Raw genomic sequence first — 26,286 nt, 5'->3', positions numbered from 1 at the left:
AGGCCCGGTCAGCGGAGCCTCCACCTGGGTTTGACGAAGTTCTCGCGTGAGACCTGCGGCTTACCGAGGGGATTACCGATCGTCGTGTAGTGCCAGCCGAGTGCCTGGGCCGTCTCCCGGTCCAGGCCGTGGGTCTCCCAGATCGCCCGGACGGTTCCCTGGACGGCCGCCGTGGGTTTGGCCGCGATGATCCGCGCCAGTTCGTCGGCCCGGTCCCACAGCTGCGGGTAGGGCACCAGTTCGGACACCAGCCCGATCTCGCGGGCACGCGCAGCCGACATCCGCTCGTCCAGCCCGAGCAGGGCCCACCGCAGCGCCTCACCCAGGGGGATGCGCCGGGCCAGCCCGATGGGCTCCAGCGCCGATGTCATGCCGTAGCTGACGTGCGGATCGAAGAAGGTGGCGTCCTCCGCGCTGATCACGATGTCGCAGTCGTTCAGCCAGTAGAAGGCGCCGCCGGCGACCATGCCGTGCACGGCGGCGACGACCGGCTTCCACACCTTGTTCTGTTTGGGGCTGAGGCCCCTCCCCGGGTCCTCCTGGCTCCAGACGTTCTCGGCGAGGTGGATCCGGTCCTCGACGTCCGTACCCGTGCAGAAGGCGCGCTCACCGGCGGCGCGCAGGACCACCACGTGGATGGCGTCCTCGTCGCGCACGTGTGTCCAGATGTCCCGGAACTCGTCCACCATGACCTGGTTGAACGCGTTGAGCTTGCGCGGACGGTTCAGTGTCACCGTCGCGACATGTTCGTCCACTTCGAACAGGACGGTCTCGTACTTGCGCGGTGCGGCGCTGGACTCCTGATCCGGCATCGTCGTTCCTCTCCCCCATCGGGTCCCCGAGCACGGGTTCTCCGGAAGCTGGTGTCCCATATAGATTAATCATTACACTCAATCAGAGGCCAGTGATCGCACCCAGTACGACCACGGAAGGACCGGTCGATGGTCGACTTCGAACTCACCGAGGAACAAGCCGCGCTGCGCGAGGTGTCGCGCGACCTGCTGGCCTCGGACTGCCCCCCGCAGACCGTCCGCTCGGTCCTCGACGCGCAACGGGACACGGACGACAAGCTGTGGGACCGCGGCACGCGCATGGGCTGGACGGGCCTGGCGGCCCCGGAGGACCAGGGAGGCGCGGGTCAGGGGCTGGCCGAGCTCTGCCTGGTGGCGGAGGAACTGGGGCGCGCGGCGGCGCCGGGCCCGTTCATGGAGACGGCACTGGCGTCCATGGCCGCCGCACGGGGATCCGGCCTCACCGGACCGGCCGCGGAGACCGGGGCGGGGCTGGCCGAGGGACGGCTCAAGGCGGGCTTCGTGCACGACGGCTCGCTCACCATACGCCGGGAGGGCCGCGGCCTCGTCCTGTCGGGCCGGGCCGTGGCCGTCCACGCCGCCGGATGCGCCGACTGGCTGCTGGTGACGCTCACCGGCGACGAGCCGTACGTCCTGTTGGTCCCGGCGTCCGCCGCCCGCGCCGAGCGGCGCACGACCCTGGACCTGACCCGTTCCTGGTACGACGTACTGTTCGACGACGTGGGTGTGGACACCGCGCAGGTGTTGTCCACCCGTCCCGACGACGCGCGCCGGTGGGTGGACGCGATGGTGGTGCTCACCACCGCCGACGCGCTGGGCGTGGGGGAACGGCTCCTAGAGATGACGGTCGACCATGTCACCGTCCGCGAACAGTTCGGCCGCCCCCTGGGCGGCTTCCAGGCCGTGAAGCACAAGGCGGCCGACATGCTGATCACCCTGCGCGGCCTGCGGGCCGCCACCTACTACGCGGCCATGGCCTTCGACGCGAGCCGCGACGACGCCACGATGGCGGCCGCCGCGGCCAAGGCCTTCGCGAGCGAGAGCCTCCCCGCTGTCGCCGGAGAGGCCCTTCAGCTGCACGGTGGCATCGGCTTCACCTGGGAGCACGACCTGCATCTGTACCTGCGCCGTGCGACGGTCGACTCTCTGGTCCACGGCACCGCCGCCCACCATCACGAACGAGTACTCGCGTATCTCGAAGACGCGAACCTCACCCGGCAAGCTGCTTGAGCAGAGCCATGTCCTCGACGCGCCGCTCGTGGGTGTCAGCGACCGGCGCGGCGTTCAGGCCCGTCACTCCGCTCTCGCGGAACGCGACCACCCGTTCGGCGACCAGACCTGGCGATCCCACCAGGGCCACCCCGTCGACCAGCTCTTGGGGTACCGCGGCGGCGGCCTCGGCCTTGCGACCGGTCTGGTACAGCTCCTCGATCCGTGCCGCCGGCCCCTCGAAGCCGTACCGGGAGACCAGGGCGTTGTAGAAGTTCCCGCCCCGGGCCCCCATACCGCCGACGTACAGCGCGATGTACTCGCGCACCCGCTGCCGGCCGGCCGCGAGTTCCTCCGCGTCGTCACTGACGAGGACCTTGACGTCGGCGACGACCCTGAGCGGGGGCAGCCCGGCCTCACGCCGGGCCCCACCGGCCGCCAGGGAGGGCCCGAAGACCTCCTTGGCGGCCTCCGGGAGATACAGCGTCGGCTGCCAGCCCTCACACAGCTCGGCCGCCAGCTCGACGCTCTTGGGGCCCAGGGCGGCTAGGACGATCGGGATGTCGGGCCGTACCGGGTGGTTGATCAGCCGCAGCGCGCGTCCGCCCCGCCCGGTGCCGCCGCGCTCGGCGGTCAGCGGCAGCTGGAAGTGGCGGCCCTCGTGCCGCAGGGGCTCTCGCCGCCAGACGGTCCGGCAGATCTCGACCACCTCCCGCACCCGGGCCAGCGGGGAGGTGTACGGCAGCCCGTGGAACCCCTCCACCACCTGGGGCCCGGACGCACCGATGCCCAGCTCGAACCGGCCGTCCGACACGAAGTCGAGTCCGGCGGCGGTCATCGCCAGGAGGGCGGGGCTGCGCGAGTACACGTTGAGGATGCTCGACGCGAGGCGCATCCGCTCGGTGCGGGCGGCCAGGTAGCCGAGCTGGCTCACCGAGTCGAAGGTGTACGCCTCGGGCAGCAGCGTCGAGTCCACCCCTGCCGCCTCGAAGTCACCCAGCCGGCGGGCGGCTTCGGCGAAGCCGCCCGAGTAGCTCATCAGCAGTCCCACGTCCATGGGGAGCGTCTCCTTCTCTGCCGGGCGGCGCACCGGCACCCGATCACGGCTGTATGTGCTGTACGGACCTCACGGGCGGGCCTCGCCGACGGATTCGCCGATGGACTCGCCCGTGGCCCGCAGCCGGTCGCGCAGTTCGAATTTGCGGACCTTTCCCGACGGCGCCCGCGGCAGGTCTGCGACGACCTCGATGCGCTCGGGCGCCTTCTGCGGCGCCACCCGGTGCCGGGCGAACAGCTCCCGCACCTCCTCGATGTCGAGCGTGCCGCTGTCGAGGACCACGAAGGCGGCCACGCGTTCGCCGTACCGGGGGTCGGGTTCGGCGACGACGGCGGCGTGCCGCACCCGGGGATGGGTGGCGAGGATGTCCTCGACCTCCTTGGAGGCAATGTTCTCCCCGCCGCGGATGATGATGTCCTTGATGCGGTCGGTGATGGTCAGGTGACCCTCCTCGTCCAGCCGTCCGACGTCGCCGGTACGGAACCAGCCGCCGGGCAGGAACGCCCACTCGTCGTACGCGGGATCGCGGTAGCCGACGAACTGGCTCGGGCCGCGGGTCACGACCTCCCCCGCCTCCCCCACCGGCAGCGGGCGCAGCCGCTCGTCGACGATCCGCACCTCGTCGCCGAAGCGGACGAGGCCGTCGGTCAGGGAGCGCTGCCGCGCGGAGGCGTCGAGCGGCGAGGTCGCGCAGCGCGGGTGTTCGGTGCTGCCGTAGGCCCGGGCCACGACGATGCCGACGGCGTCGGCCCTGGCGACCAGGGCGGGGGGCACGTTGGCGGCACCGATCTGCACGAAGCGCAGGCTGGAGATGTCGTGGCCGGTTTCCGCGGCGGCCGTCAGGAGCGCCTCCACGTGCAGCGGTGTGCCACTGGTGATGGTGCACCGGAACTTCTCGACGAGTTCCACGGCCCGAGCCGGGTTCCAGCGGTCCATGTGCACCGTGTCGGTGCCTGAGACGATCCCGCTGCACGCGGCAAGCAGCCCCGCTACATGGCCGGAGGGCCAGGGGATCAGGCGGGTGTCGTCCGATCCGGCCTCGTTCATCAGGTCGCCCTTGCGCAGCTCGTGCAGCAGAGTGTTGTGGGTGTGCTGCACGCCCTTGGGGACACCGGTCGTCCCAGAGGTGTAGATCACCGCGCAGACGTCGTCGGCGTGCACGCCCTGGGGCGCCGGTGCCTCCACCGTGTCGGCGAGCAGCTCGTTCCAGGGGACCGCCTCCGTCGCCACCCGCTCACCGATCACGACGACCTGTTCGAGTGAGGGCCCGGCGTCGAGGCGGGCCAGGCGGTCGACGAAGTCGATGGATCGCCAGCGGTCGGGCAGGATCAGCACCTTGGCCCCGGCGTCCCGCAGGATGACACCGACCTCGGCAGAGCCGTAGATGTGGGTGATGGGCAGCACGACCGCGCCGGCGAGCCATGCCCCGAAGTACGAGACCACCAGCTCCAGACGGTTGGGGACCTGCACGGCGACCACGTCACCGGGCCGCACCCCGAGTCGGCACAACCCGGCCGCCGCGCGCCTGCCGAGGGCGAGCGCCTCCGCCAGGGTGACAGTGGTCGTCGCCTCCGAGGCGAACACGAACCGGGTCCCGGGAACGCGTCGGCCGGCGTCCTCCAGTGCCTCGGCCATGGTGAGCGAGGAGTAGTGGCCCTCCCGGTACCAGCGCTCCCGCAGCACTGCCAGGTCCTGCTGCCGCTGCTCCGGTGTCACGCCCACTGCCGTCCCCTCCGCTGTCCGTGTTCCGGTCATGTCAGTCGGCCAGCTCGAACACGGTGGCGTTGGCGGTGCCGCCGCCCTCGCACATGGTCTGCAGGCCGAACCGGATGCCCTCGCGGCGCATGTGGTGCAGCAGCCGGGTGGCGAGGATGGCGCCGGACGCACCGAGGGGGTGCCCCACCGCGATGGCGCCGCCGAGCGGGTTGAGCCGGTCCGGGTCGGCCTTCACCTCCGTCTGCCAGGCGAGTGGGACCGGCGCGAAAGCCTCGTTGACCTCGAAGGCGCCGATGTCGCCGATCGACAGGCCGGCCCGGTCGAGCACCTTGCGGGTGGCGGGGATGGGCGCGGTCAGCATCAGCACCGGGTCGTCCCCGACGACGGCGCCCGCGCGGATCGTCGCCAGCGGCCGCAGACCGTGCGCGCGGGCCAGTTCGGCGGTCGTGATGAGCAGGGCGGCGGCTCCGTCGGAGATCTGGGATGCGTTGCCCGCGTGGATGACACCGTCCTCCCGGAACGACGGCTTGAGTTTCGCCAGGGTCTCGGGGGAGGTGCCACGACGCAGCCCCTCGTCCTGCTTCAGATCCGGCGCGGCGGGAACAGTGGCCAGTTGCTCGTCGAAGACGCCCGCGTCGATGGCGGCGGCGGCCAGTTCGTGCGAGCGGGAGGCGTACTCGTCGAGCCGGTGCCGGCTCAGTCCCCACTTGCGGGCGATCATCTCCGCCCCGGGGCCCTGCTCCAGCCGGTCGGTCTCGTACCGGTCCAGTACGGTCTGCCCGTAGGGGAATCCGGTCTGGCGGGCGGCCCCGAGCGGGACGCGCGACATGGTCTCGACGCCGCCCGCGATCACCCAGTCATAGGCACCGGCGACCACGGCGTGCGTCGCCGACTCGATGGCCTGCTGGCTGGAGCCGCAGGCCCGGTTGAAGGTGACCCCGGGAATGCTCTCCGGCCAGCCCGCCGCGAGGGTGGTGAACCGGGCGATGTTGCTGGACTGGTCCCCGAGTTGGGTCACACAGCCCCACATCACGTCGTCGACGTACTCCGGCGGGATCCCGTTGCGCTCGACGAGCGCGCGCAGGACCACGGCCGACAGATCCACCGGATGGACCTCGCTCAGTGATCCGTTGCGCTTCCCGATCGGAGTGCGTACCGCGTCCACGATCACTGCCTGACGTGCCGTCATCTCTCCTCGCTCCCACTTCGCAGGTTTCGCTTCCCGGCGTGCCTCGGTCCGGCGGGCCGTGTGCACGGGTCTTCGGATCGGGTGTTCAGCGCGCCTCGCCGTCGTGGCCCGATGCCGTCCGCCATCGCACGAGGGCGTCGGCCACCGATGGCGCGGGGGCCTGCGCCGTCGGCTGCTCGCGGGCGAACCGCCGGCCGCCCAGCGTGGGCCGCCACCCGGGCCTGCCGTCCGGCGCGGGAACCAGAGCCTCTCTGGCGCGCAGGTGCGCATGTCCGGCCGCTTCCGCCAGGTCCAGTACCGGGGTCAGACAGGCGTCCGTTCCCGCAGCGGCGGCCGCCCATTCGTCCCGGGTGCGCCGCAGCACGGCCTGCTCGATGTCCTGGCGCAGTTCGGGCCACCGGTCGGGGTCCTCACGAGTACGGGTCCAGGCTGGGTCGAGGTCCAGCAGTTCGACCAGGGCGGCGAAGAACGGCGCTTCAAGGGCGCCGACCGCGACGTGCCGACCGTCGGCGCACCGGTAGACGTCGTAATAGGGCGCCCCGGTGTCCAGCCGGTTGGTGCCGGCCGCGTCCGACCACGTACCTCTGGACCGGTACTCGTGGAGCATGGTGGTGAGGTAGGTCGTGCCGTCCACGATGGCCACGTCGAGCACCTGGCCCGCGCCCGTCCGGCCGCGCTCGTGCAGCGCGGCCAGCACAGCCGTCACGAGGTACATGCCGCCTGCTCCGAAGTCCCCCAGCAGGTTGGCGGGCGGGACGGGTATGTGGTCGCGCCGGGCGGCGTGGTGCAACGCACCGGTGATCGCTATGTAGTTGATGTCGTGCCCGGCCGCGGGCGCGAGCGGGCCGTGCTGCCCCCACCCGGTCATGCGGGCGTAGATCAGCCGCGGGTTGAGCTGACGGACGTCGTCCGGGCCCAGTCCCAGCCGTTCCATGACGCCGGGGCGGAAGCCCTCGATCAGGACGTCGCAGTTCTCGGCGAGCCGCAGCGCCTGCTCGCGGCCCTCGGCCGACTTGACGTCGAGTTCGACGACGGGACGGTTCTCGGCCAGCGCGGGCCTGACGGCGCGCGGTCTGGTGACGGCCAGTACGTCGGCACCCAGGTCGGCCAGCAGCATGCCCGCGAACGGCCCGGGCCCGAGGCCCAGGAATTCCAGGACCCGCAGATCGCCGAGGGGTGGAACCGGTGACATCGGTCCTCCTATGATGACTCGACACCATAGGGTATATCAGTTAACGGATTTAGATAATGGCTTAGGGAGCGGTGGATGCCGTACAGCTTCTACGAGGACGATCACGCAGCGTTCCGCCAGACCGTCCGCAGGCTGGTGGAACGGTCGGTGCTTCCCCACCTGGAGGAGTGGGAGGAGGCCCGCCTCATCGACCGCTCCGTCTGGAAGGACGCCGCGGCGGCGGGCGTGCTGGGACTGCGTGTCCCCGAGCGGTTCGGCGGGGCCGGTGCGGACGACTACCGCTTCCGGTGCGTGATCCAAGAGGAACTGGCCGAGGTCGGTGCGGCCTCGCTGGCCTCCGGCTTCGCCATCAACGAGGACATCGTCGGCTCGTACCTGGTCCGGTTCGGCACCGAGGAGCAGCAGCAAAGGTGGCTGCCCGGCATGGCGACGGGCGACGTGGTCACCTCGATCGCGATGACCGAGCCGGGCGGCGGCAGCGATCTGCGCGGGATGCGCACCACAGCACGCCGGGACGGCACGGACTGGGTGCTGAACGGCGCCAAGACCTTCATCACCAGCGGTTCCAGCTCCGACCTGGTCATCGTGGCCGCCCGCAGCGGGGAAGCGGACGGCCGCGCCCGTCTCTCCCTGTTTCTCGTGCCGTCCACCGCCAAGGGGTTCGAACGGGGACGGAAGCTCAAGAAGCTGGGCCTGCACGCCCAGGACACCGCGGAGCTCTTCATCGACGACCTGCGCCTGCCCGCCGGTGCCTTGCTCGGTGAGGAGGGAGCAGGCTTCCGTCAGCTCACCGCCCAACTGCCGCTGGAACGGCTGTCGATCGCCTGGCGTGCCGTCGTGGCCGCGGAGGCGGCCTTGCGCTGGACGCTGGAGTACACGCGGGAGCGCAAGGTGTTCGGGCGGCGGCTCGTCGACCTGCAGAACACCCGGTTCCGCCTGGCCGAGCTGACCACGGAGGTCGAGGTGACCCGTGGCTATCTGGAGCGCTGCATCCTCGACCTCAACGAGGGGACACTCGACGCGGTCACCGGGGCCAAGGCCAAGTGGTGGGCCACCGAGTTGCAGAACCGGGTCGTCGCCGCCTGTCTTCAACTGCACGGCGGATACGGCTACATGGACGAGTACCGGATCTCACGCGCGTACGCCGACGCACGGGTGCAGACACTCGTCGGCGGAACGACCGAGATCATGAAGGACATCATCGGCCGCGACCTGGCCGGACCGAAGCCCGGCAGGGGCACCTGAGCAGGTACCCCCACGCGCGGGCTCGCCCTCGGACGGCGTGGCGCGGGCCTACGAGACCTCGGAGCCAGGCTTCTCCTTGAACTGGTGCCCGAGGAAGGCGCCTGTCCACGCCATCAGGTCCGCGGGCACGTAGTAGCCCTTCTCGTCGTTGATGGCTTCCCAGTTCGCCACGACGTCCTCGATGGTGGCCGGGCCGTCGGGATGCACATAGCCGGGCGTCGAGCCAATGAAGAAGCGCGCGAAGCGTCCGGCGCCCGCCGCGTAGATCTCGCCGTTGACCGGGCAGCTCTCGTGCGCGAGGTAGGCGACGAGCGGCGACACGGCCTCGGAGGGCATGCCGGCCTGCCGGGCGGCCGCGGCGTCGTCGTCCTCGATGCCGCCCATCCGGGTCAGCGCGGCCGGGGCGATCAGGTTCACCTTGATTCCGTGGGGCTCACCGGCCAGCTTGGCGCTCCGGGCCAGACCGACCACACCGCCCTTGGCCGCCGCGTACGACAGGTTGTTGTCGAGGCCGAACAGACCGGCGGACGTCGTCAGCACCACACGCCCGTAGCCCTGCTCCACGAAGTGCGGCCAGGCGGCCCGCATTGTGTTGAACGAACCGAGCAGGTGGACGGCGAGATGACGTTCGAGGTTGTCGAGGTCGACGTCGGGCAAACCGGCCCACCTGATGATGCCGGCGTTGTTGACGACGATGTCGACGCGGCCGAAGGCGTTCAGCGCGGAGTCGACGATCGCCCTGCCGCCCGTCTCGGTGGAGACGTCGTTGGTGTCGGCCACGGCCTGGCCGCCGGCCGCCACAATCGCGTCCACCACCTTCTGGGCGGGGCCGGCGTCCGACCCCTCGCCCTCCATCGTTCCACCGAGGTCGTTGACGACGACCTTCGCTCCCCGCTCGGCCAGCAAGCGGGCATGGGCGCGCCCGATCCCCCGCCCCGCGCCGGTGACGACGGCGACACGTCCTTCGAAGCTCAACTCACTCATGGGTGACTCCTGTCGTACTGCGCTCTCCTACGAACCGCTGGCGACGGAATCGGCCCACCGGTCCTGATCAACAACGAAATCGATGTCCCGGCCGCGAAGCGCGGCGGGAAGCGAAAAGGGACGGGCCGCGGTGCGCGGAGAACGTGGACGAGCGGCGCGCAGGTCTCCGGGCTGCCCCTGTCCTCCTCGCGAAAACGGTCTGTTATTCCTCGATGCGGATGGCGAGTGCCGGGCACACGGCCGCCGCGTTGCGGACGTCGTCCGCCAGTTCCTGCGGCGGATTCTCGTTCAGCAGGATGACGATGCCGTCCTCCTCCCGCTGGTCGAAAACCTCCGGGGAGGCGGCCACACACTGTCCGGCGGCGCAGCACTTCTCCTCGTCGATGAGGACCTTCATGTCATTTCTCCCAGTCGTTCAGGGGGTGGGGACTGCGGCGTGGAGGGCGTCCACGACGTTCTGGCGGCGCAGGCGGGTCTGCTTGGGCATGTTCCAGCCGAGCACCCCGGTCACCACGCCGTCGCTGGTGTACCGGGCGACGAACCGGCGGGCCGCCACGTCGCCTTCGACGATCTCGACGTCCGCGTCGGCGGGCAGCAGCCCGTGGACCTGGAGCTTGGCGTCGAACTGGTCGGTCCAGAAGTAGGGCACGGGCACGTACGGCTGGTCCTCGCCGAGAATGGCTCCGGCGACGGCCGCGGCCTGCTCGGTGGCGTTCGTCCGGTTCTCCAGACGGATCAGGCGGCCGTAGCTCTCGTGGTGGAACCTCGCCACGTCACCGACCGCGTAGATGCCGTCCGCCGCACGGCACCGGGAGTCGCACACGACACCGTTGTCCAGGGTCAGGCCGCTGTCCGCGAGCCACCCGGTCGCCGGGATCGCGCCGATGGCGACCACGACGACGTCGGCCGGGAGGCTCTCTCCGGTACTCAGCTCCACTCCGGTGACCCGACCGCCCTCGCTGCTCAGACCCGAGACGCCGGCCCCGAGACGCAGCCGTACCCCACGCTCGGCGTGCAGGTCCGCCAGCAGCCCGGACACCATCGGGCCCACCTGCAGGGCCAGCGGAGCGGCCAGGGGGCCGGTGAGAGTGACGTCCAGCCCCAGCGTGCGTCCGGTGGCCGCGATCTCCGACCCGAGCACGCCCTCGCCGACCACGACCAGTCGGGCACCGGGACGCAGTTCCGCCTTCAGTGCCAGCGCGTCGTCGAGGCTGCGCAGCACGTGCACACCGGCCAGGCCGTCCTGTCCGGGCAGCTCGCGCGCCCGGACACCGGTGGCGACCACGACCGCGTCGGCGCTCAGTGCCCGACCGGAGGCCGTCCGCACGGTTCGCGTCGCCACGTCCAGGGCGGTGGCCTCGTCGCCGAGCACGAAGTCGGCGTTCAGTCCCGCAAGGACGTCCGTCGTCCGCAGAGTCGCCCGTTGCGGTTCCCATACGCCGGAGAGGACCTGCTTGGACAGCGGCGGCCGGTCGTACGGGGCGTGCGACTCGTCGCCGAGAACATCGATCTCACCGGCGTAGCCCTTGCGGCGCAGCGCCTCCACCGTGGTGAGTCCGGCCGCGGACGCACCCACCACCAGGACCCTGCCGGGGGCGGTCATGCGCTCACTCCGGCTGCCACCGGCCGAACCGACGGCCGGTCGGCGTCGGCCGGGCCGTGCTCGATCCTCATACCTGACTCCGCTTCTGCTTGGGTGCGGTCTTGCACCCACAATAATATACCGATCGGTCGAAACAACGAGCGGGGTAGGGCAGGGCCCGAGCCCCGGATCAGCCCGTATCCCACCGGCGGCCGGTCGCCGTTCCAGGACCCGCGACGGTCACACGAGGTAACGCCCACCGTTGGTGCTGAGGGTCTGGCCGGTGACGTATCCGGCCTCGTCGGAGGCAAGGTAGGCAACCGCGTGGGCGACATCCTCGGGCTGTCCGGCCCGCTTCATCGGCATCGTCGCCGCCACCGCCTCCACGTCGACCGGCCCCTGACGCACCAGCGGAGTGTCGATGAAGCCCGGAGGCACATGGTTGACCGTGATGCCCTTGTCCGCGTACTCGATGGCCAGCGCGCGGGTCATGCCGATGACCCCGCCCTTGGACGCCGCGTAGTGGGCCATGGCCGGCGCCCCGGTCTGCGCGGACGAGGAGGAGATGTTGATGATCCGCCCCCACCCCGCCTCCAGCATGTCGGGCACCAACTCTCTGGTCACCAGGAACGGCCCCTTGAGGTTGATGCCGATCATGCGGTCCCAGGCGTCCTCGCCGATGGTCGTGAACGGCTGATAGGCCGTGATCCCCGCATTGTTGACGAGGATCCCGACCGGCCCCAGTTCTTCGCGGGTCCGGCCGGCCGCCGCGGCCACGGCGGCGGCGTCGGCCGCGTCTGCGCCTACGGCGATGGCGGTTCCGCCCGCCTCCTGGATGGTGGCGGCGGTCTTCTCGGCTCCCTCGAGATTCAGGTCCCACACGGCGACCGCCGCGCCCCGGGCCGCCAGCACTCTGGCGACCGCCTCCCCGATACCCCGGGCGCCGCCGGTTACGACGGCGACTCTTCCTTCCAGTGACATGTGCGCTCCTCATCATGCTTGGCGCCGCGCATCCGCTCCCGTCCGCGCGACCGGCGATTCAACTCCGTGCGCCCCGTCGAACACCCGGCAGGGCGGTGGTGTCCCGTGTCAGTCGGGCAGGGCCTCGCGGGCGGCGGCCCGGGCCGCTGTCGCGGCCGGGAAGCCCGCGTAACCGCTGGCGTGGTAGATAACCTCGGCGAGTTCGTCCCGGGTCAGGCCGTTGGAGAGGCCGATCCGGAAGTGGGTCTTAAGCTCGGACTCGGCACCCAGCGCGATGAGAATTCCCAGGGTGACCAGGCTTCGGTCGCGCGGACTGAGCCCGTCCCGGGCCCACAGGGAGCCCCAGACACTGGTCAGCCCGATCTCGACGAGTTCTTCGCCGAGACGTCCATCCCGCAGATCGATGTCGCCGTCGGGAAACACGCCGGGCAGCGCGTCTCGCATGGCCTTGAGTCCGGCACCGCGCAGGTCGGTGGGTTCTTCAGGTTTCCTGGTCGTCATGTGCGACTCCTGTTGGCACGTCACTGTGTCCCCGAGCGAAAGTTAGAACAATCGGTCGGTATAATCAACGATCGAGGGGCAGTGACCATGTCGACCAGCAACGACACGGACGCGGCAGACCAATAAGGGGCCGACTCCCGCCCCAGCCCGCCTCCTGACGACACACCCATTGATCGAGCCAGACCCCTGGCCTACTCTCACTCAATATTCGATCGATCGGTCGAACTATCAAACTCGGGTTCACGCGGGCGGAGCAGCCCCCTGTGCATGTGGAGGGCAGATGAGCAAGACGACGAAGACGGCGGCCGCGGCACCCGGAGGTCCGGCCGATGCGGCCGACCTGCTGGACGTCGTGGTCGTGGGCGCCGGTGTCACCGGCATCTACCAGCTGTACCGGGCCCGCGAGGCAGGGTTTTCGGTGAAGCTACTGGAGGCGGGTACCGGCGTCGGCGGCGTGTGGTATTGGAACCGCTACCCGGAGGCGCGCTTCGACTCGGAGAGCTACACCTACGGCTACCTCTTCTCCAAGGAGCTGTGGGAGGAGTGGGAATGGTCGGAGCAGTACGCGGGCCAGCCGGAGATCGAGCGCTACTTCAACCACGTCGTCGACCGCTTCGGCCTGCGCCGCGACATCGTCTTCGGCGCCCGCGTGACCTCGGCCGTGTACGAGGAGGACTCCGCCACCTGGACCGTGTCGGCCTCGGACGGAACGACGGTCCGCGCCCGCTTCCTCGTCGCCACCACCGGTAACCTCTCGGTGCCCTTCATCCCGAACATTCCCGGCCGCGAGGACTTCCAGGGGGACCAGCACCACACCAGCCGGTGGCCCAAGACGCCCATCGACTTCACCGGCAAGCGAGTGGCGCTCATCGGCACTGGCTCCAGCGGTGTGCAGGTCGTTCCCGCCATCGCCGATGACGTGGCCTACCTGACGGTGTACCAGATGAAGGCAGACTGGGTGACACCGTTGAACAACAGGCCGATCTCCCCGGAGGAGCAGGCCCAGCTGAAGGCGGACTACGAGCAGATCCGCGATGCCCTGAACACGTCGCCGAGCGGCTTCCTGCACAAGATCAACCCGCAGCACGGTGCGGACGTCAGCGCGGAGGAACGGCAGGAGTTCTACGAGAAGATCTGGAACAGCCCGGGCTTCACCAAACTCACCGAGCACTACCGCGACATGACGTACAACCCCACCGTGAACGCCGAGTGGTGCGCGTTCATGGCCGGGAAGATCCGCACCATCGTGAAGGACCCCGAGACGGCGGAGAAGCTGATCCCCAAGGACGGCGGGTACGGCGCGCGCCGCCCCCCGTTCGGGACCGGCTACTACGAGGCTTACAACAAGCCGAACGTGTCACTCGTCTCGCTGCCCGAGGAGCCCATCGTCCGCATCACCGAGTCCGGGATCGAGACGAGCAAGGGCCTGCGTGAGTTCGACATCATCATCTGGGGCACGGGGTACGACTTCGGCACGGGGGCGCTCAACCGGCTCGGTGTGCGCGGGCGCAAGGGCCTGGCTCTGGAGGAGTACTGGGCCGACGGCCCCCGCACCTATCTCGGGGTCGCCACCGCCGGCTTCCCCAACTTCTTCTTCCCCGGCGGTCCGCACGGCGCGCTCGGCAACAATCCCCGGTATGCGGGCGACCAGGTGGACTTCACCCACGACGCGCTGATGCACGCCCGTGACCACGGCTACGACGTGATCGAGGTCAAGGCGTCCGCGGAGAAGGAGTGGACCGACCTGATGAACAACAGCGACAACCTGTCGATCTTCCAGAAGGCCAGCTACTTCTACGGAGCCAACATCCCCGGCAAGGCCGTCAGCCAGCTGCTGAACCCCACCGGGCGCTGGAAGCTCCAGGAACTGATCCGAGAGGTCGAGGAGAACGACTTCAACACCTTCGAGCTCTCCAAGGCGGGCGTCCCGGCCGACGCGTGAGACGACAGCGGCGCTCGGCCGACCAGGGGCCGACCGAGCGCCGCTCCGCTCAGTGACGAACTCGGTTGCAGATCACGGCAGGAAGGTGGTGACCCTCCGCTGGAAGCGCCACTCACCGTCGCGCCGCCTCAGTACGTCGTCGTAGCGGCCCACCAGCCGGACCGCCCAGCCCGAGTCGTCGCGCTGGAAGAAGGCGAGGTTGCTGACGGCCGTCGCCTCGTCCTCGGTCGCGGAGGTGATGACGGTGTTGCCCACGAGGTGCAGCTGGGGCCGGGTCGGCGAGAAGCCGGCGTACCCGGCCCGTATCGCCTCGTGCCCCTCGAAGGTGCCGACGCCGGTGATCTCGGCGGCCCCGTCGGGCCAGAACAACTCGACCAGGTCGTCGACCCGGTCGGCGTCCAGTGCGTGTGCGTAGGCGGCGATGGCAGCCTGCACGTGGGCGGCGACCGAGGCCTCGGTGGATGTGGTCATTGCGACTCCCGGATACGTGGTGGGTCAGGCCTGGTAGGTGGTGGTCCTGCGGTGGAGGCGCCATGTCCGGTCCGACCGACGGAGAGTGTCGACGTACCGTCCGGTGATCTGCGCCGTCCAGCCCGAATCACCCCTCTGGAGGAAGACGACGTCGCTTACCGCCGTCGCCTCGTTCTCACCGGCCGACGTGACCACCGTGTTGCTCACCAGGTGGAGCTGAGGCCGCGTGGGCTCCCAGCCCTTGAACGCCTGACGGAGGGCGTCGCGCCCCTCGATGGGCTCGAGCCCCGGCACCTCCAGGACAGCGTCGGACGTGTAGAGGGCGGCGACCTCGTCGGTGCGGCCGGCGTCCTGCGCCTGCGTGTGCGCGCCGAGGGTGGCGCGGACGCCCGCGACGACCTCCGCGTGCAGGGATTCGCTCATTCAATGCTCCAAGTGCTGCCAGGTACGTACAGATTCTGGTCTATCTCATTTCGACCGTCCAGTCTATTACTGGCAAAGAAATGCCTCCAAGGTCAGATGAGATTTAATAAAATGTTTCATTGACCAAGCGGTACATAGTCAATAGCATGACGGCGACAGTCGACAGGGACGTCGGCAGAGGAGGCATTTATCGTGACGAAGCGTTGGAAGCAGCGGCCGCCGGGTTCGACGTGGGGCGAGTGGGGCGAGGACGACGAACTCGGCCGCATCAACCTGCTCACTGCCGAGAAGGTCCTCCAGGGCGTGCGCGAGGTCGAGCACGGGATCACCTTCAGCCTGAGCCTGCCGCTCGACTACCCGGGCGGATCGGCCATGAACCAGCGGCGTTACCCGCCGATCCTCCGGCCGACCGAGGACCTGGCACACAAACAGGACGTGTTCTACAACGTCGTGGCGAGCGAGCAGATCAGCCCGGATCTGATCGACGTGTGGTCGGACGACGTGGTCACCCTGTGGCTGCAGTACTCCACCCAGTGGGACTCCCTCGCCCACCAGGGCGCCGAGTTCGACGCCGACGGCGACGGCGTCGCGGAGCCGGTCTACTACAACGGTTACCGGCCCGGCACCGACCTCGTCGGCCCTCAGGAGGACGCCAAGGGCGACAACAGCGGCAGCATTTCCTTCGCCCGCCACCTCGGGCTGGAGCACATGGCGGAGCACGGCGTTCAGGGCAGGGGCGTCCTGATCGACATCGCCCACCACCTGGGCACCGGCTACCAGCCCGTCACCTACAAGCAGCTCCAGGAGATCATGGCGGCGGACAACGTCGTCGTCGAACCCGGCGACATGCTCCTGCTGCACACCGGATTCGCCACCCAGATCCTCGCCTGGGAGAAGAACCCCGACCCCGTGGCAATCCACCAGACCGCCCCCTACCTCGACGCCGACGACCCCGACCTGCTGCAGTGGATCACCGACTCGCAGATCTCGGCGCTGATCGCGGACAACTACGCGGTCGAGGGCGTGGGCGTGACACAGGCCCAGGGCCCGCACACCCTGCTCCCCATCCACCACCTGTGTCTGTTCAAGCTCGGCGTCCCGCTCGGTGAGCTGTGGTACCTCAACGACCTGGCCGCCTGGCTGCGTGCGCACCGCCGCAGCCGCTTCCTGCTCACGGCTCCCCCGCTCAACCTCCCCGGCACACAGGGCAGCCCACTGACCCCTGTCGCCACCGTCTGACGGTACGGAGGCACAGGGCCGGTCGCCCGTTCCACGCTCCGCGATGCCCCAGAACCCCGGTTCCGGGGCATCGGCGTGTGCGCAGGTCACACCGCCTGCACTCAGAGGGTCATTCGCCGCTTCCGCGCTGCGCGCCCCGACCGGACCACGGTCACCAAGAAGCGCGCTGTCGGTGTCCGAGCCCCGCGGAGCCCCGCGTCACGCCTCCCGGGAGGAGGGGGGAACCGGCTCGGGACTGGCCGTCTTCCGTTTGGCGAGGAACTCGCTCATGCGCTCCTCCAGGTCGTCGAACCGATAGCCGGGGCTGGCGAAGCCCAGGAACAGGGTCGCGCAGTACTCACGGGAGAGATACTCGGCGTCCCATCCCCCGCCCGGCTTGATCCACTGATAGGTGTGATTGTGCATGTTCAGGAACTGGAGAGTAGCGAGTCTGGGATCCACCTTGCGGAACGATCCGTCCTCCATCGCGGCGACGAGCAGTCGCTGGACGACATCCTCGAACTCGCGGCGTTGAGTCATCAGTCGCGAACGATTGTCCCCCCGCAGGTTGCGGTAGTCGTGCTCATAGACCCAGACGTGGTCCAGCCGGGCCAGAATGTTCTCCAGGAGCGTTTGGGACAGCATGCGAAGCCGCAGCACCGGATCCTCGTCCAGCGCGGCGATCCGGTGCACGTTGGTGAGCATGGGGCCCATCACCCGGTCCTGGATCTCGACGAGGAGACGCTCCTTCGAGCCGATGTAGTAGTACAGCGCACCCCTGGCCAGCCCGGCGACAGCACCCACTTCCGCGATGCCGGTGGCGGCGTACCCCTTCTTGGCGAACAGCGCGGCCGCCTTGTCGATGATCTCCTGCCGCTTGATCTCGTAGCCCGGCCCGTGCCCTGGTGGTCTTGGCATAGCTCAACATTTTAGGGGCCTCAGCCCACACCACAGGACCGGTTCGGGATCTTGGAGTCCAACGAGGCCGGCAACGGTCCGGGTGGCCCCTCAACCGTGCGACAGCCGAGCCCCTGGGCCGCTTTGGATCATTCAGTCTATTTTGGACTCAAGCATCCAATGACAGGATCTGTAATCGCCTCATTCCGGGCATGGCGATATTCCATATCTCACCGGTCCTGTCATGCGGGTCCTACCGGTCAGCCAGGCCGAGTCCGGACATCGAAAGAGATGCCCCCGGGAAATGTATCCGGGGGCATCTCTGCTCAGACCGCGGCGATACGGCGCAGGGCGTCCGCGATCGCGTCCTTCGAGGGCAGCCACACGCGCTCCAGTGAGGGCGCGTACGGAGCGGGCACCGAGGGCGGCGCCACGCGCGTGACGGGGGCGTCAAGATGCCAGAATCCCTCATCGACGGCGAGCGCGGACAGCTCGGCGCCCACCCCGAAGTCCCGTACCGCCTCATGGGCGATGACCAGGCGGTTCGTCTTGGCCAGGGAGGCCAGGACGGTCTCGCGGTCCAGCGGGGCCACCGTGCGCAGGTCGACCACCTCGACGCTGATGTCTTCCGCGGCGAGTTGCTCGGCGGCTGCGAGGCAGTCCTGGACCATCCGGGACCAGGACACGAGAGTGATGTCGGTGCCCTCGCGGACAACCTTGGCCTTGCCCAACGGGACCAGGTGATCGGGTGCGGGGCGGGGGCCCTTGAAGCCGTACTGGAGGCGGTTCTCGACAAACACGACCGGGTTGGGGTCCTGGATGGCGGCCCGGAGCATGCCGTAGGTATCGGCCGGATTGGACGGCATCACCACGGTCAGCCCGGGAATGTGGGCGAGCAGGGCTTCCAGGCTCTGCGAGTGCTGACTGCCGGAGGACCGGCCCGCGCCGAACTGGGTCCGTACGACGAGCGGCATGGAGGCGCGCCCGCCTGTCATGAAGCGCAGCTTGGCGGCCTGGTTGAGCAGCATGTCGAGGCACACGCCGATGAAGTCCATGTACATGATCTCCACCACGGGTTTCATTCCGGCCATGGCCGCCCCGACCGCCGTGCCGAGAATCGCGCTCTCGCTGATCGGGGTGTCGCGGACCCGGCCGGGGAAGGCCTGGGTGAGGCCCCGGGTGAGTCCGAAGACGTTGCCGCCCGCTCCGACGTCGATCCCGGCCACGAACACCGAGGGATCCGCGGCGAGTTCGTGCTCCAGCGCGAGGCGCACGGCGTCCATCGAGCGGAAGATCTCCGCGTCGGCCGGGAGGGGAGCGGGTTCGGGCACTGCCGTGCGCGGGGCCGAGACGAAGTCGTGGAGGGTCTCGGGAGCGGGCTCGGGCAGACTCCTCGCCCACTGCACGGCCGCGTCGATCTCCTTGTCGATCTCCTCGTCCACCGCGTCGGCCCGCGCCTCGGTCACCCCTGCCGCCGCAAGGTGACGACGGGCCACGAGCAGCGGGTCCCGCTCCTTGGCGGCAGCGACCTCCTCCGGGCTGCGGTAACGCTCGGGGTCGCCCTCGTAGTGGCCGTGCCAGCGGTAGGTCTCGGCCTCGACCAGAACGGGGCCGCCGCCCTGCCGGATCCGCTCCACCACGTCGGTCATGATTCCAGCGACGGCGAGGATGTCGTTGCCGTCCACATGCGCGTAACCGATGCCGTATCCCGCGGCGCGGGCCGACAGCGGGGCACGGTGCTGCTCTGCGGCGGGCGAGAACTCGGAGTAGTGGTTGTTCTCGCAGAGGAAGACGACCGGCAGGTCCCATACGGCGGCCAGGTTGACCGCTTCGTGGAACATGCCCTGTGCGACCGCTCCGTCGCCGAAGAAAGCCACCACGACATCCCCGGCGGCACGCAGCTTGGCCGCCGTGGCCACCCCCGCGGCGATGGGCAGTCCGGCGCCGACGATGCCGTTGGCCCCGTAGATGCCGAGACCGGGATCGGCGATGTGCATGGAGCCGCCGCGGCCGTGACAGGTGCCGGCGTCCTTGCCCATCAACTCGGCCATCATCGACGCCGTGTCCAGCCCCTTGGCCAGCACATGGCCGTGGCCGCGGTGCGTGGAGGTGATTCCGTCACTGTCGCGAAGCGGCCAGCAGGCTCCGACAGCACTGGCCTCCTGCCCGATCGACAGATGCAGGAAGCCCGGAATCTCAGTGTTCTTGTACAGGTCCGACGCCCGCCGTTCGAACCGACGGATGCGACTCATCCGCCGGTACATTTCCAGCAGTTGTCCCGCATGCGCGGATTCCACGCCGGCTATCTGCGGTGCCACAGTCATGTGCGTCCTCGCTACACTCACGCAGGCGACCCGTCGGAGGCACCGCCTGGACCGTCTTTTTAATGTACTGGTTGGTCTAGCAAAATGGAGGCAGCATTCATCGCGTCGCTTTCCGCCCTCGGCCAACGTCCGAGCCGTGTGAATGCGGAGCCGACGCGGTGTCACAAGAGAGGGAGAGAGTCGAATGCCACGACCGCCGGGGCACGGTCCCGACTTCGAGGTCAGGCGCCAGAAGATCATCGACACGGCCGCCGACATGTTCGCCCGCCAGGGCTACGCGGCGACCTCCGTGAACGACCTGGGCCGGGCGGTCGGGCTCGCCAAGGGAGCGCTGTACTACTACATCGGCTCCAAGGAAAACCTGCTGATCGAGATCCAGTCGCGGGTGATGCTGCCACTCCTCAACCGGGCACGGCAGGTCGCGGAGCTGGACGAGGCACCGCTGCTGCGCCTGCGTCTGCTCTCGGAGTCCTTGCTGACGATCATCTTCCACAGGCTCGACCACATCTGGGTCTACGAGCACGACTACCGCAGTCTCAGCGGCGATGAACTGCGCACCCTGCTCCGGCAGCGGTTCGAGTTCGAGCAGTTCGTCTCGCGCCTCCTCGCCGAGGCCGCCGAGCAGGACAGCATGCGCTCGATCGAACCCGCCCTGGCCACGCTGCAGTTCTTGAACCTGCACAATCACACCTACCAATGGGTGCGGACCGACGGACCGTGGGATCCGACCTTCCTCTCGCGTGAGTACTGCGCCACCCTGTTCCGCGGGTTCGGGGTGGCCGAGAGCGTCCTGCGATGCGTCGAGGAGCGAGCCGAAGCGTTCAGGCGCGAGCGGCCGGATCTCTCGCTCGACCCCGAAGCCGACTGGGTGCCCGCCCCTGTGCTGGACTGATTCGTTTCCGCGGCGGACCGTACGTCGCGGAAACGTACCCGGCCGGGCCTCACGCTCGCTGGACCAGGGCCCTGGCGATGACATTGCGCTGGATCTCGTTCGTGCCCTCGCCGATCTCCAGGATCTTCGCGTCGGCGTAGAAGCGTGATATCTCCGACTCGCGGACGTAGCCGTAGCCGCCGTGGATCTGCACCGCCGCCGAGGCCGCGCGGTTGGCGACTTCGGAGGCGTACAGCTTCGCCATGGCCGCCTCCGTCGCGTGCGGGCGCCCCTGATCGGCGAGCCACGCGGCCCGGTAGACCATCCAGCGGGCAGCCTGGAACTCGGTGCCGATGTCGGCGATCTTGTGCGCCACCGCCTGGAAGGCGGAGAGGGGGCGCCCGAACTGCTCGCGGTCCTTGGCGTGCTGGACCGCGAGTGCGAGCGCTGCCTTCGCCAGCGACATGCCCAGGGCGGCCACACTGATACGGCCCTTGTCGAGCACGGACAGGAACTGGCGCAGTCCCCCGCCCTCCTCACCGATCACATGGTCCTCGGGGACGAAGCAGTCGGTGAAGACGAGTTCACGGGTGTCCATGGCGTGCCAGCCGAGCTTCTTCAGCTTGCGCCCGACGGTGTAGCCGGGCGTGTCCGTCGGGACGTAGAAGGTCGCGAACCGCTTGCGTCCCTCGTCCTCGCGGCCGGTCACCGCAAGCAGCGTCACACCCTGGCTGATGTCCGTGCCCGCGTTGGTGATGAACATCTTGGTGCCGTTGATCACCCAGCCCCCCTCCACGCGGCGGGCACTGGTGGTGATGCCGGCCGCGTCGGAGCCGGCGTCGGGCTCGGTCAGACCGAACGCTCCGATGGCCTCGCCCCGCGCCAGCGGGGCCAGCCAGCGGTGCTTCTGCTCCTCGGTGCCGTAGGCGAGCATCGGCAGAGTGGCGATGGTTGAGTGCGCGTTCCAGGATGAGGCCACGGACTGATCGGCGGCGCCCAGTTCCTCCATCACGGCCACGTAGGACACCATGTCGGATCCGGCGCCGTCGTACTCCTCGGGCACCAGCATGCCCATCAGGCCGAGCTCCCCCAGCTTGGTGAAGATGTGTGTGGGGAACTGCTCGTTCTCCGACCATTCGGCCGCGTGCGGGGCGATCTCACGGGCCGCGAACTCGCGGACCATCCCCTGCAACGCCTGCGTCTCTTCAGGCAGGTCGAAATCCATGTCACAGTCCCTTCGGAGTCAGCAGAACCTTGAGGTGGGAGGCCCGGTCCGCGGCCAGGTCGGCGAACACCCCGGCACCGTCGTCCAGCGAGAACCGCCCGGTGGCCAGAGGTGAGGCGTCCAGGCGCCCGGTGCTCATCAGGTCGATGACCCGGGGGATGTCGAAGTTGTAGCCGAGCGTGCCGAGAACGGCGCGCTCGTAGAAGACGAGCTGTCCCATGTCGATCTCGACGTTGCCGTGGCCGACGCCCGCGAGGACGACCCGGCCGCCGCGCCGGACGGTGGCGACCGCCTGTGCCGCGAGCGCCGCCACGCCGGTCGCGTCGACCACCACATCGGGGCCGATGCGGCCGGTGCGCAGGAACACCTCCCGGCGTACGTCGGTCTCGCGTGGGTCGAACGTCTCCGTGACACCGGTCTCCAGCAGCCTTTCCCGGCGCTCCTTCAGCGGCTCGCTCACATACAGCCCGGCCGCTCCCGCCAGACGGGCCGCGAGGACGACGGCGAAGCCGATCGGTCCGCCTCCGACGACCAGAACGTTGTCGCCCGGTTTCACCTCTGCCCGGCGCACCGCGTGGAGGCCGACGGCCAGTGGTTCGGCCAGCGCCGCCATCTCGTCGGTGACGTTGTCGGGCAGCCTGGTCAGCCCGGCGAGCGGCACGGTGACGCGCTCGGCGAACGCCCCGGGGGACGCCAGCCCCACCGAGCCGCTCTTGGGACAGATGTGGTACTCGCCGCGGGCGCACCAGTAGCAGACACCGCAGCGCCACACGGGGTCGGCGGTCACCCGGTCACCGACCGCGATGCCGGGTACCTCGCTGCCCAGGGCGAGCACGGTTCCGCTGAACTCGTGCCCGAGGGCGAGAGGCGGCTGGGCGCCGGTGAGCGGGTGCGGCCCATTGCGGATCATGTGCGGACCTTCGAGGAACTCGTGCAGGTCGGTGCCGCACACCCCGCACCATGAGACGTCCACGACCGCCTCGTGCGGCTGCGGTTCCGGCGGGTCCGGCACCTCCTCCAGCCGCAGGTCGCGGGCGCCGTGCCAGCGCAGTGCCTTCATGTCGTGGGCCCCTTCGTGTCGTCGCGGTCCGTGTCGCCGCCGTCTGGAACGGGGTCCCCGAACCTCGCCTTTCCCGGGCCGTGTTCGAGGAAGGAGCGGAGTCCGGTGGCCGCGTCCGCCGTGCCGAATACTCCTGTGAACAGGGACCGCTCCAGAGCGAGGCCGGTGGACACGGCCGCGTCGCCGCCGTGGTCCACCGCCTCCTTGATCGCTTCCAGAGCAGCCGCCGGGCCCGCGGCGAGCCGCTTGGCGTAGGCCAGCGCGTCGGGGTACACCGACTCCGGCGGGACGACCTCGTCCACGAGTCCGATGCGCAGCGCCTCCTGTGCGTCCACCCGGCGGCCGGTCATCAGCAGGTTCTTCGCCCGCGCCGGACCCACCAGGCGCGTCAGTCGCTGGGTGCCGCCGGAGCCCGGAATGATGCCGAGCTGGACCTCAGGCTGCCCCAGCAGCACGTCGTCGGCTGTCACCCGGTAGTCGGCGCACAGCGCCAGTTCGAGTCCGCCGCCGAGCGCGTATCCCGTCAGCGCCGCCACGACCGGCATCGGCAGACGGGCGATCTCGTCGAAGGTCCGCTGGAGGGCCCGGTTCCAGCGGCGCACCTCTTCCGGTCCCATCGCGGCCAGAGCCTTGATGTCCGCCCCTGCGGCGAAGAGTCGCTCACCGCCGTAGAGCACCACGGCCCGCACGTCCTGGGCATCCGTCAGCTCGCGGGCGGCGGCAGCCAGTTCCCGCCGCTGTGCGGAGTCGAACGCGTTCATCGGCGGATTGGCCAGGTGGAGCGTGACAACCGGGCCGTCGGCCTCAAGACGGATACGTGGCACAGAGGCCCTCCTCTCCCCCGGCAATCGCCTCCGCAGGACGGTTGTCGGTGGCTGCGGGGCGTCGTAAAGTGCGGCTACAAGTTTTATAGACCAATGGGTACACGAAAACTTTGTAGCGGGCAACCGACCGGTCGGGACAATGCCGGTCACCGAACGAGAGAGTCGCCGTGCACAATTTCGCGAGCATCCTCGACTACCACTCGGCCCAACGGCCCGACGCCGTGGCCGTCGTGCAGGACGAACGGCGCCTGACCGTGCGCGAACTGCACACAAGGGTCAACCAGCTGGCAGCCGGCCTGTCCGAGCTGGGCGTGGGCCGGGGGGACATCGTCGCGCTCCTGCTGTACAACAGGCCGGAATTCCTGGAACTGGTGTATGCCGTCAACCGAATCGGAGCGGTGTTCCTGCCGCTGAACTACCGGCTGTCCGAGGAGGAATGGCAGTACATCCTCGACCACGCGGGCGCCAGGGTGATCGTGACCGAGCCGGAGTTCGCCCCGGCCGTGGACCGGATCGCCACAGGTCTGCGCGGCCTGGAACACCGGATCCAGGTGGACCCCGAATTCCCCGCGGCGCCGTGGACGGACTACGAGGGCCTGTTGGCCCGGCATCCACATTCCGAGGTGGAGCCGGTGGACGTCGCGCCCGGCGACCTGCAGCGGCTCATGTACACCTCCGGCACCACCTCACGGCCGAAGGGTGTGTGCATCACCTACGGGAACGCGCAGGCCAAGAACCTTGCCCACATCGTGCACTTCGGCCTGACCGCCGCTGACACCACGCTGGTCTGCGGCCCGCTGTACCACGTGGGGGGCCTGGACATGCCGGCGCTGGGAGTGCTGTACGCGGGCGGAAAAGTGGTCCTGCAGCGCAGGTTCGACGCCGAAGGCGTCCTCGGGGCGATCCAGGATCAGCACGTCACCAACCTGTGGCTCGCTCCCGCGATGGTCAACGCCGTCCTGGAGGTGCCCGGCCGCGAGGCCTACGACACCACCTCGGTCCGCTTCATGCTCGGTGGCGGGGAGAAGACTCCGGAGCCCGTACTGAGGCGCATCATGACCGCCTTCCCCAACGCCTGGTTCGCCGATGCGTACGGACTCACCGAGACGGTCTCGGGCGACACCTTCCTCGACCGCGAGCACGCCGTCTCCAAACTCGGTTCGGTGGGCCGTCCCGTCCCGCACACGCGGGTCCGGATCGTCGACGACGCAGGCAGGGCGGTACCGGCGGGCGAGCTGGGCGAGATCACCCTGCGGGGCCCGAAGGTCTTCGCGGGCTACTGGCGCGACGAGAAAGCGACAGCGGCGGCGCTCAGGGACGGCTGGTTCCACACCGGCGACATCGGACACGTCGACCAGGACGGCTTCCTCTACATCGACGACCGCAAGAAGGACATGATCGTCTCCGGCGGAGAGAACATCGCCACCCCCGAGGTGGAACGCGTCCTCTACGAACACCCGGCCATCCTGGAGGCCGCCGTGGTCGGGCTCCCCCACATCCGATGGGGGGAAGTCCCCCGGGCCTTCGTCGTCTTCCGCCCCGGCATGAGAGCAGGGACGGACGAGCTGCATGAGTTCTGCCGGGCACGCCTGGCCAAGTTCAAGGTGCCGACCCGTTTCGACATCGTCGACGAACTCCCCCGCACCCCCTCCGGGAAAGTCCTCAAGCGGAACCTGCGCGACCTGCCGACGGAGCTCCGGGCATGACCAACGTGACAGAAGAACTGCGTCTTGACGGCAGGACGGCATGGGTGACCGGAGCCGGAAAGGGTCTCGGCCGCGCCATGGCGGTGGCTCTGTCCCAGGCCGGAGCGACCCTGGCCGTGACGGCACGCACCGCCTCGGACCTGGAACAACTGGCGTCCGAGCTCTCCGACCTCCACGGCGGCAAGGTGCTGGTCCTGCCCGGTTCCGTGTCCGACCCGGCCACCGTGCGGACCTCGGTCGAGCGGGTCACCGAGTGGACGGGCCGACTCGACGTCGTGGTCAACTGCGCCGGGGTGAGCCCCCATTTCACCCGGAGCGAGCGGGTCACCGACGAGGCATGGCAGCAGGTCATCGACGTCAACCTCGCCGGCACCTTCTACTGCTGCCGCGAAGCCAGCAAGGTGATGCTGGAGCAGAAGAGGGGCTCGATCGTCAACGTCTCCTCGGTCCACGCGAGCACCGGGTTCGAGCGGATCGCCGCCTACGCCGCAAGCAAAGGCGGAGTCGAGGCGCTCACCAAGGCTCTCGCCGTGGAGTGGGCCGATCGCGGGGTACGCGTCAACACCCTCGCCCCCGGCTACTTCCGCACCGACCTCAGCTCTGGTCTGCTGGACAGCCGCTGGGGCGAACGGATCGTCGGCGGCACCCCCCTGGGCCGGGTCGGCGAAGCCGACGAGTTGGGGGGCGCGGCGGTGTTCCTCGCCTCGGACGCCTCCCGCTTCATGACCGGGACGACCGTGACGGTGGACGGCGGCTGGACCGCCTGGTAGCGCACGGCGAACAGCCGAACCTTGTTTCCGGCCGGCGATCCACACCGCCTCGGCCGGGGGCGCGGCACGCGGGCGAAGCGCCGCAGC

Annotated in this window: 24 protein-coding genes; 7 read left to right on the top strand and 17 right to left on the bottom strand. The window is 69.4% G+C overall.

The features are described 5' to 3' along the window. Positions 1–8: 8 nt before the first annotated feature. A complete protein-coding gene (locus AB0959_RS14305; protein ID WP_366826694.1) occupies positions 9–812 on the bottom strand; it encodes an enoyl-CoA hydratase/isomerase family protein in 804 nt (267 codons plus the stop codon). A 129-nt stretch (positions 813–941) separates the two neighbouring features. Between AB0959_RS14305 and AB0959_RS14300 the strand changes: the two genes are divergently transcribed. Beyond that, entirely contained in the window at positions 942–2,042 is a 1,101-nt protein-coding gene (locus AB0959_RS14300) for an acyl-CoA dehydrogenase family protein (protein ID WP_366826693.1), read from the top strand. On the opposite strand, the gene AB0959_RS14295 is transcribed toward AB0959_RS14300, so the two are convergent. The 4 genes from AB0959_RS14295 to AB0959_RS14280 all read right to left on the bottom strand — a co-directional run bounded on the left by AB0959_RS14295 (position 2,023) and on the right by AB0959_RS14280 (position 7,175). Then, complete coding sequence (locus AB0959_RS14295) at positions 2,023–3,078, bottom strand: LLM class F420-dependent oxidoreductase (RefSeq protein WP_366826692.1); 1,056 nt, start codon at positions 3,076–3,078, stop codon at positions 2,023–2,025. The genes AB0959_RS14300 and AB0959_RS14295 overlap by 20 nt on opposite strands. Positions 3,079–3,147: 69 nt before the next feature. Continuing rightward, positions 3,148–4,800, bottom strand: coding sequence for an AMP-binding protein (locus tag AB0959_RS14290; RefSeq protein ID WP_366826691.1), 1,653 nt, complete (start codon positions 4,798–4,800; stop codon positions 3,148–3,150). A gap of 34 nt (positions 4,801–4,834) precedes the next feature. Next, complete coding sequence (locus AB0959_RS14285) at positions 4,835–5,983, bottom strand: thiolase family protein (RefSeq protein ID WP_366826690.1); 1,149 nt, start codon at positions 5,981–5,983, stop codon at positions 4,835–4,837. Positions 5,984–6,068: 85 nt separating this feature from the next. Then, entirely contained in the window at positions 6,069–7,175 is a 1,107-nt protein-coding gene (locus AB0959_RS14280; protein ID WP_366826689.1) for a CaiB/BaiF CoA-transferase family protein, read from the bottom strand. A gap of 75 nt (positions 7,176–7,250) precedes the next feature. On the opposite strand from AB0959_RS14280, the gene AB0959_RS14275 reads away from it, so the two are divergent. Then, complete coding sequence (locus tag AB0959_RS14275) at positions 7,251–8,420, top strand: acyl-CoA dehydrogenase family protein (RefSeq protein WP_366826688.1); 1,170 nt, start codon at positions 7,251–7,253, stop codon at positions 8,418–8,420. A 48-nt stretch (positions 8,421–8,468) separates the two neighbouring features. Here the strand turns inward: AB0959_RS14275 and AB0959_RS14270 are convergent, their stop codons facing one another. The 5 genes from AB0959_RS14270 to AB0959_RS14250 form a co-directional block, all read right to left on the bottom strand. Next, positions 8,469–9,404 carry an SDR family NAD(P)-dependent oxidoreductase gene (locus AB0959_RS14270; RefSeq protein WP_366826687.1) on the bottom strand — a complete coding sequence of 312 codons (936 nt, stop codon included), beginning with the start codon at positions 9,402–9,404 and terminating at the stop codon, positions 8,469–8,471. Between the two features lie 202 nt (positions 9,405–9,606). Next, complete coding sequence (locus AB0959_RS14265; RefSeq protein WP_366826686.1) at positions 9,607–9,801, bottom strand: ferredoxin; 195 nt, start codon at positions 9,799–9,801, stop codon at positions 9,607–9,609. Between the two features lie 18 nt (positions 9,802–9,819). Then, the gene (locus AB0959_RS14260) at positions 9,820–11,007 is read right to left on the bottom strand and encodes an FAD-dependent oxidoreductase (RefSeq protein ID WP_366826685.1); all 1,188 of its coding nucleotides are present in this window, start codon (positions 11,005–11,007) and stop codon (positions 9,820–9,822) included. Positions 11,008–11,226: 219 nt separating this feature from the next. Then, positions 11,227–11,967, bottom strand: coding sequence for a 3-oxoacyl-ACP reductase family protein (locus AB0959_RS14255; RefSeq protein ID WP_366826684.1), 741 nt, complete (start codon positions 11,965–11,967; stop codon positions 11,227–11,229). A gap of 108 nt (positions 11,968–12,075) precedes the next feature. Continuing rightward, positions 12,076–12,468, bottom strand: coding sequence for a carboxymuconolactone decarboxylase family protein (locus AB0959_RS14250; RefSeq protein WP_366826683.1), 393 nt, complete (start codon positions 12,466–12,468; stop codon positions 12,076–12,078). Between the two features lie 280 nt (positions 12,469–12,748). On the opposite strand from AB0959_RS14250, the gene AB0959_RS14245 reads away from it, so the two are divergent. Next, positions 12,749–14,410 carry an NAD(P)/FAD-dependent oxidoreductase gene (locus AB0959_RS14245; RefSeq protein ID WP_366826682.1) on the top strand — a complete coding sequence of 554 codons (1,662 nt, stop codon included), beginning with the start codon at positions 12,749–12,751 and terminating at the stop codon, positions 14,408–14,410. 72 nt (positions 14,411–14,482) lie between these two features. Here AB0959_RS14245 and AB0959_RS14240 read toward each other — a convergent pair whose 3' ends face one another. After that, positions 14,483–14,881, bottom strand: coding sequence for a nuclear transport factor 2 family protein (locus tag AB0959_RS14240; protein ID WP_366826681.1), 399 nt, complete (start codon positions 14,879–14,881; stop codon positions 14,483–14,485). A gap of 24 nt (positions 14,882–14,905) precedes the next feature. Next, entirely contained in the window at positions 14,906–15,304 is a 399-nt protein-coding gene (locus AB0959_RS14235) for a nuclear transport factor 2 family protein (protein WP_366826680.1), read from the bottom strand. Between the two features lie 192 nt (positions 15,305–15,496). On the opposite strand from AB0959_RS14235, the gene AB0959_RS14230 reads away from it, so the two are divergent. Beyond that, positions 15,497–16,543 carry a cyclase family protein gene (locus tag AB0959_RS14230; RefSeq protein WP_366826679.1) on the top strand — a complete coding sequence of 349 codons (1,047 nt, stop codon included), beginning with the start codon at positions 15,497–15,499 and terminating at the stop codon, positions 16,541–16,543. A 198-nt stretch (positions 16,544–16,741) separates the two neighbouring features. On the opposite strand, the gene AB0959_RS14225 is transcribed toward AB0959_RS14230, so the two are convergent. Then, a complete protein-coding gene (locus tag AB0959_RS14225) occupies positions 16,742–17,440 on the bottom strand; it encodes a TetR/AcrR family transcriptional regulator (protein ID WP_366826678.1) in 699 nt (232 codons plus the stop codon). A 305-nt stretch (positions 17,441–17,745) separates the two neighbouring features. Next, positions 17,746–19,671 carry a dehydrogenase E1 component subunit alpha/beta gene (locus AB0959_RS14220; protein ID WP_366826677.1) on the bottom strand — a complete coding sequence of 642 codons (1,926 nt, stop codon included), beginning with the start codon at positions 19,669–19,671 and terminating at the stop codon, positions 17,746–17,748. Positions 19,672–19,927: 256 nt separating this feature from the next. Between AB0959_RS14220 and AB0959_RS14215 the strand changes: the two genes are divergently transcribed. Beyond that, positions 19,928–20,635 (top strand): TetR/AcrR family transcriptional regulator, encoded by a 708-nt coding sequence (locus AB0959_RS14215; RefSeq protein ID WP_366826676.1) that lies wholly within the window; start codon positions 19,928–19,930, stop codon positions 20,633–20,635. 49 nt (positions 20,636–20,684) lie between these two features. On the opposite strand, the gene AB0959_RS14210 is transcribed toward AB0959_RS14215, so the two are convergent. From AB0959_RS14210 to AB0959_RS14200, 3 genes are read right to left on the bottom strand one after another with little or no spacing between them, the layout of a single operon-like run. Then, positions 20,685–21,839, bottom strand: a complete 1,155-nt coding sequence (locus AB0959_RS14210; protein ID WP_366826675.1) for an acyl-CoA dehydrogenase family protein — start codon at positions 21,837–21,839, stop codon at positions 20,685–20,687. Position 21,840: 1 nt separating this feature from the next. Next, positions 21,841–22,899, bottom strand: a complete 1,059-nt coding sequence (locus AB0959_RS14205) for an alcohol dehydrogenase catalytic domain-containing protein (protein ID WP_366826674.1) — start codon at positions 22,897–22,899, stop codon at positions 21,841–21,843. Then, entirely contained in the window at positions 22,896–23,723 is an 828-nt protein-coding gene (locus AB0959_RS14200; protein WP_366826673.1) for an enoyl-CoA hydratase/isomerase family protein, read from the bottom strand. The genes AB0959_RS14205 and AB0959_RS14200 overlap by 4 nt, the downstream gene beginning before the upstream one ends. Before the next feature lie 167 nt (positions 23,724–23,890). Between AB0959_RS14200 and AB0959_RS14195 the strand changes: the two genes are divergently transcribed. Next, a complete protein-coding gene (locus AB0959_RS14195) occupies positions 23,891–25,429 on the top strand; it encodes a long-chain fatty acid--CoA ligase (RefSeq protein ID WP_366826672.1) in 1,539 nt (512 codons plus the stop codon). Continuing rightward, the gene (locus AB0959_RS14190; RefSeq protein ID WP_366826671.1) at positions 25,426–26,199 is read left to right on the top strand and encodes an SDR family oxidoreductase; all 774 of its coding nucleotides are present in this window, start codon (positions 25,426–25,428) and stop codon (positions 26,197–26,199) included. The genes AB0959_RS14195 and AB0959_RS14190 overlap by 4 nt, the downstream gene beginning before the upstream one ends. Positions 26,200–26,286 lie beyond the last annotated feature (87 nt).

This window comes from Streptomyces sp. NPDC046862, assembly GCF_040704615.1.
Taxonomy (GTDB): domain Bacteria; phylum Actinomycetota; class Actinomycetes; order Streptomycetales; family Streptomycetaceae; genus Streptomyces.
The sequence above is the reverse complement of the archived record's forward strand: the minus strand, read 5'-3'. Positions and strand labels throughout refer to the sequence as shown.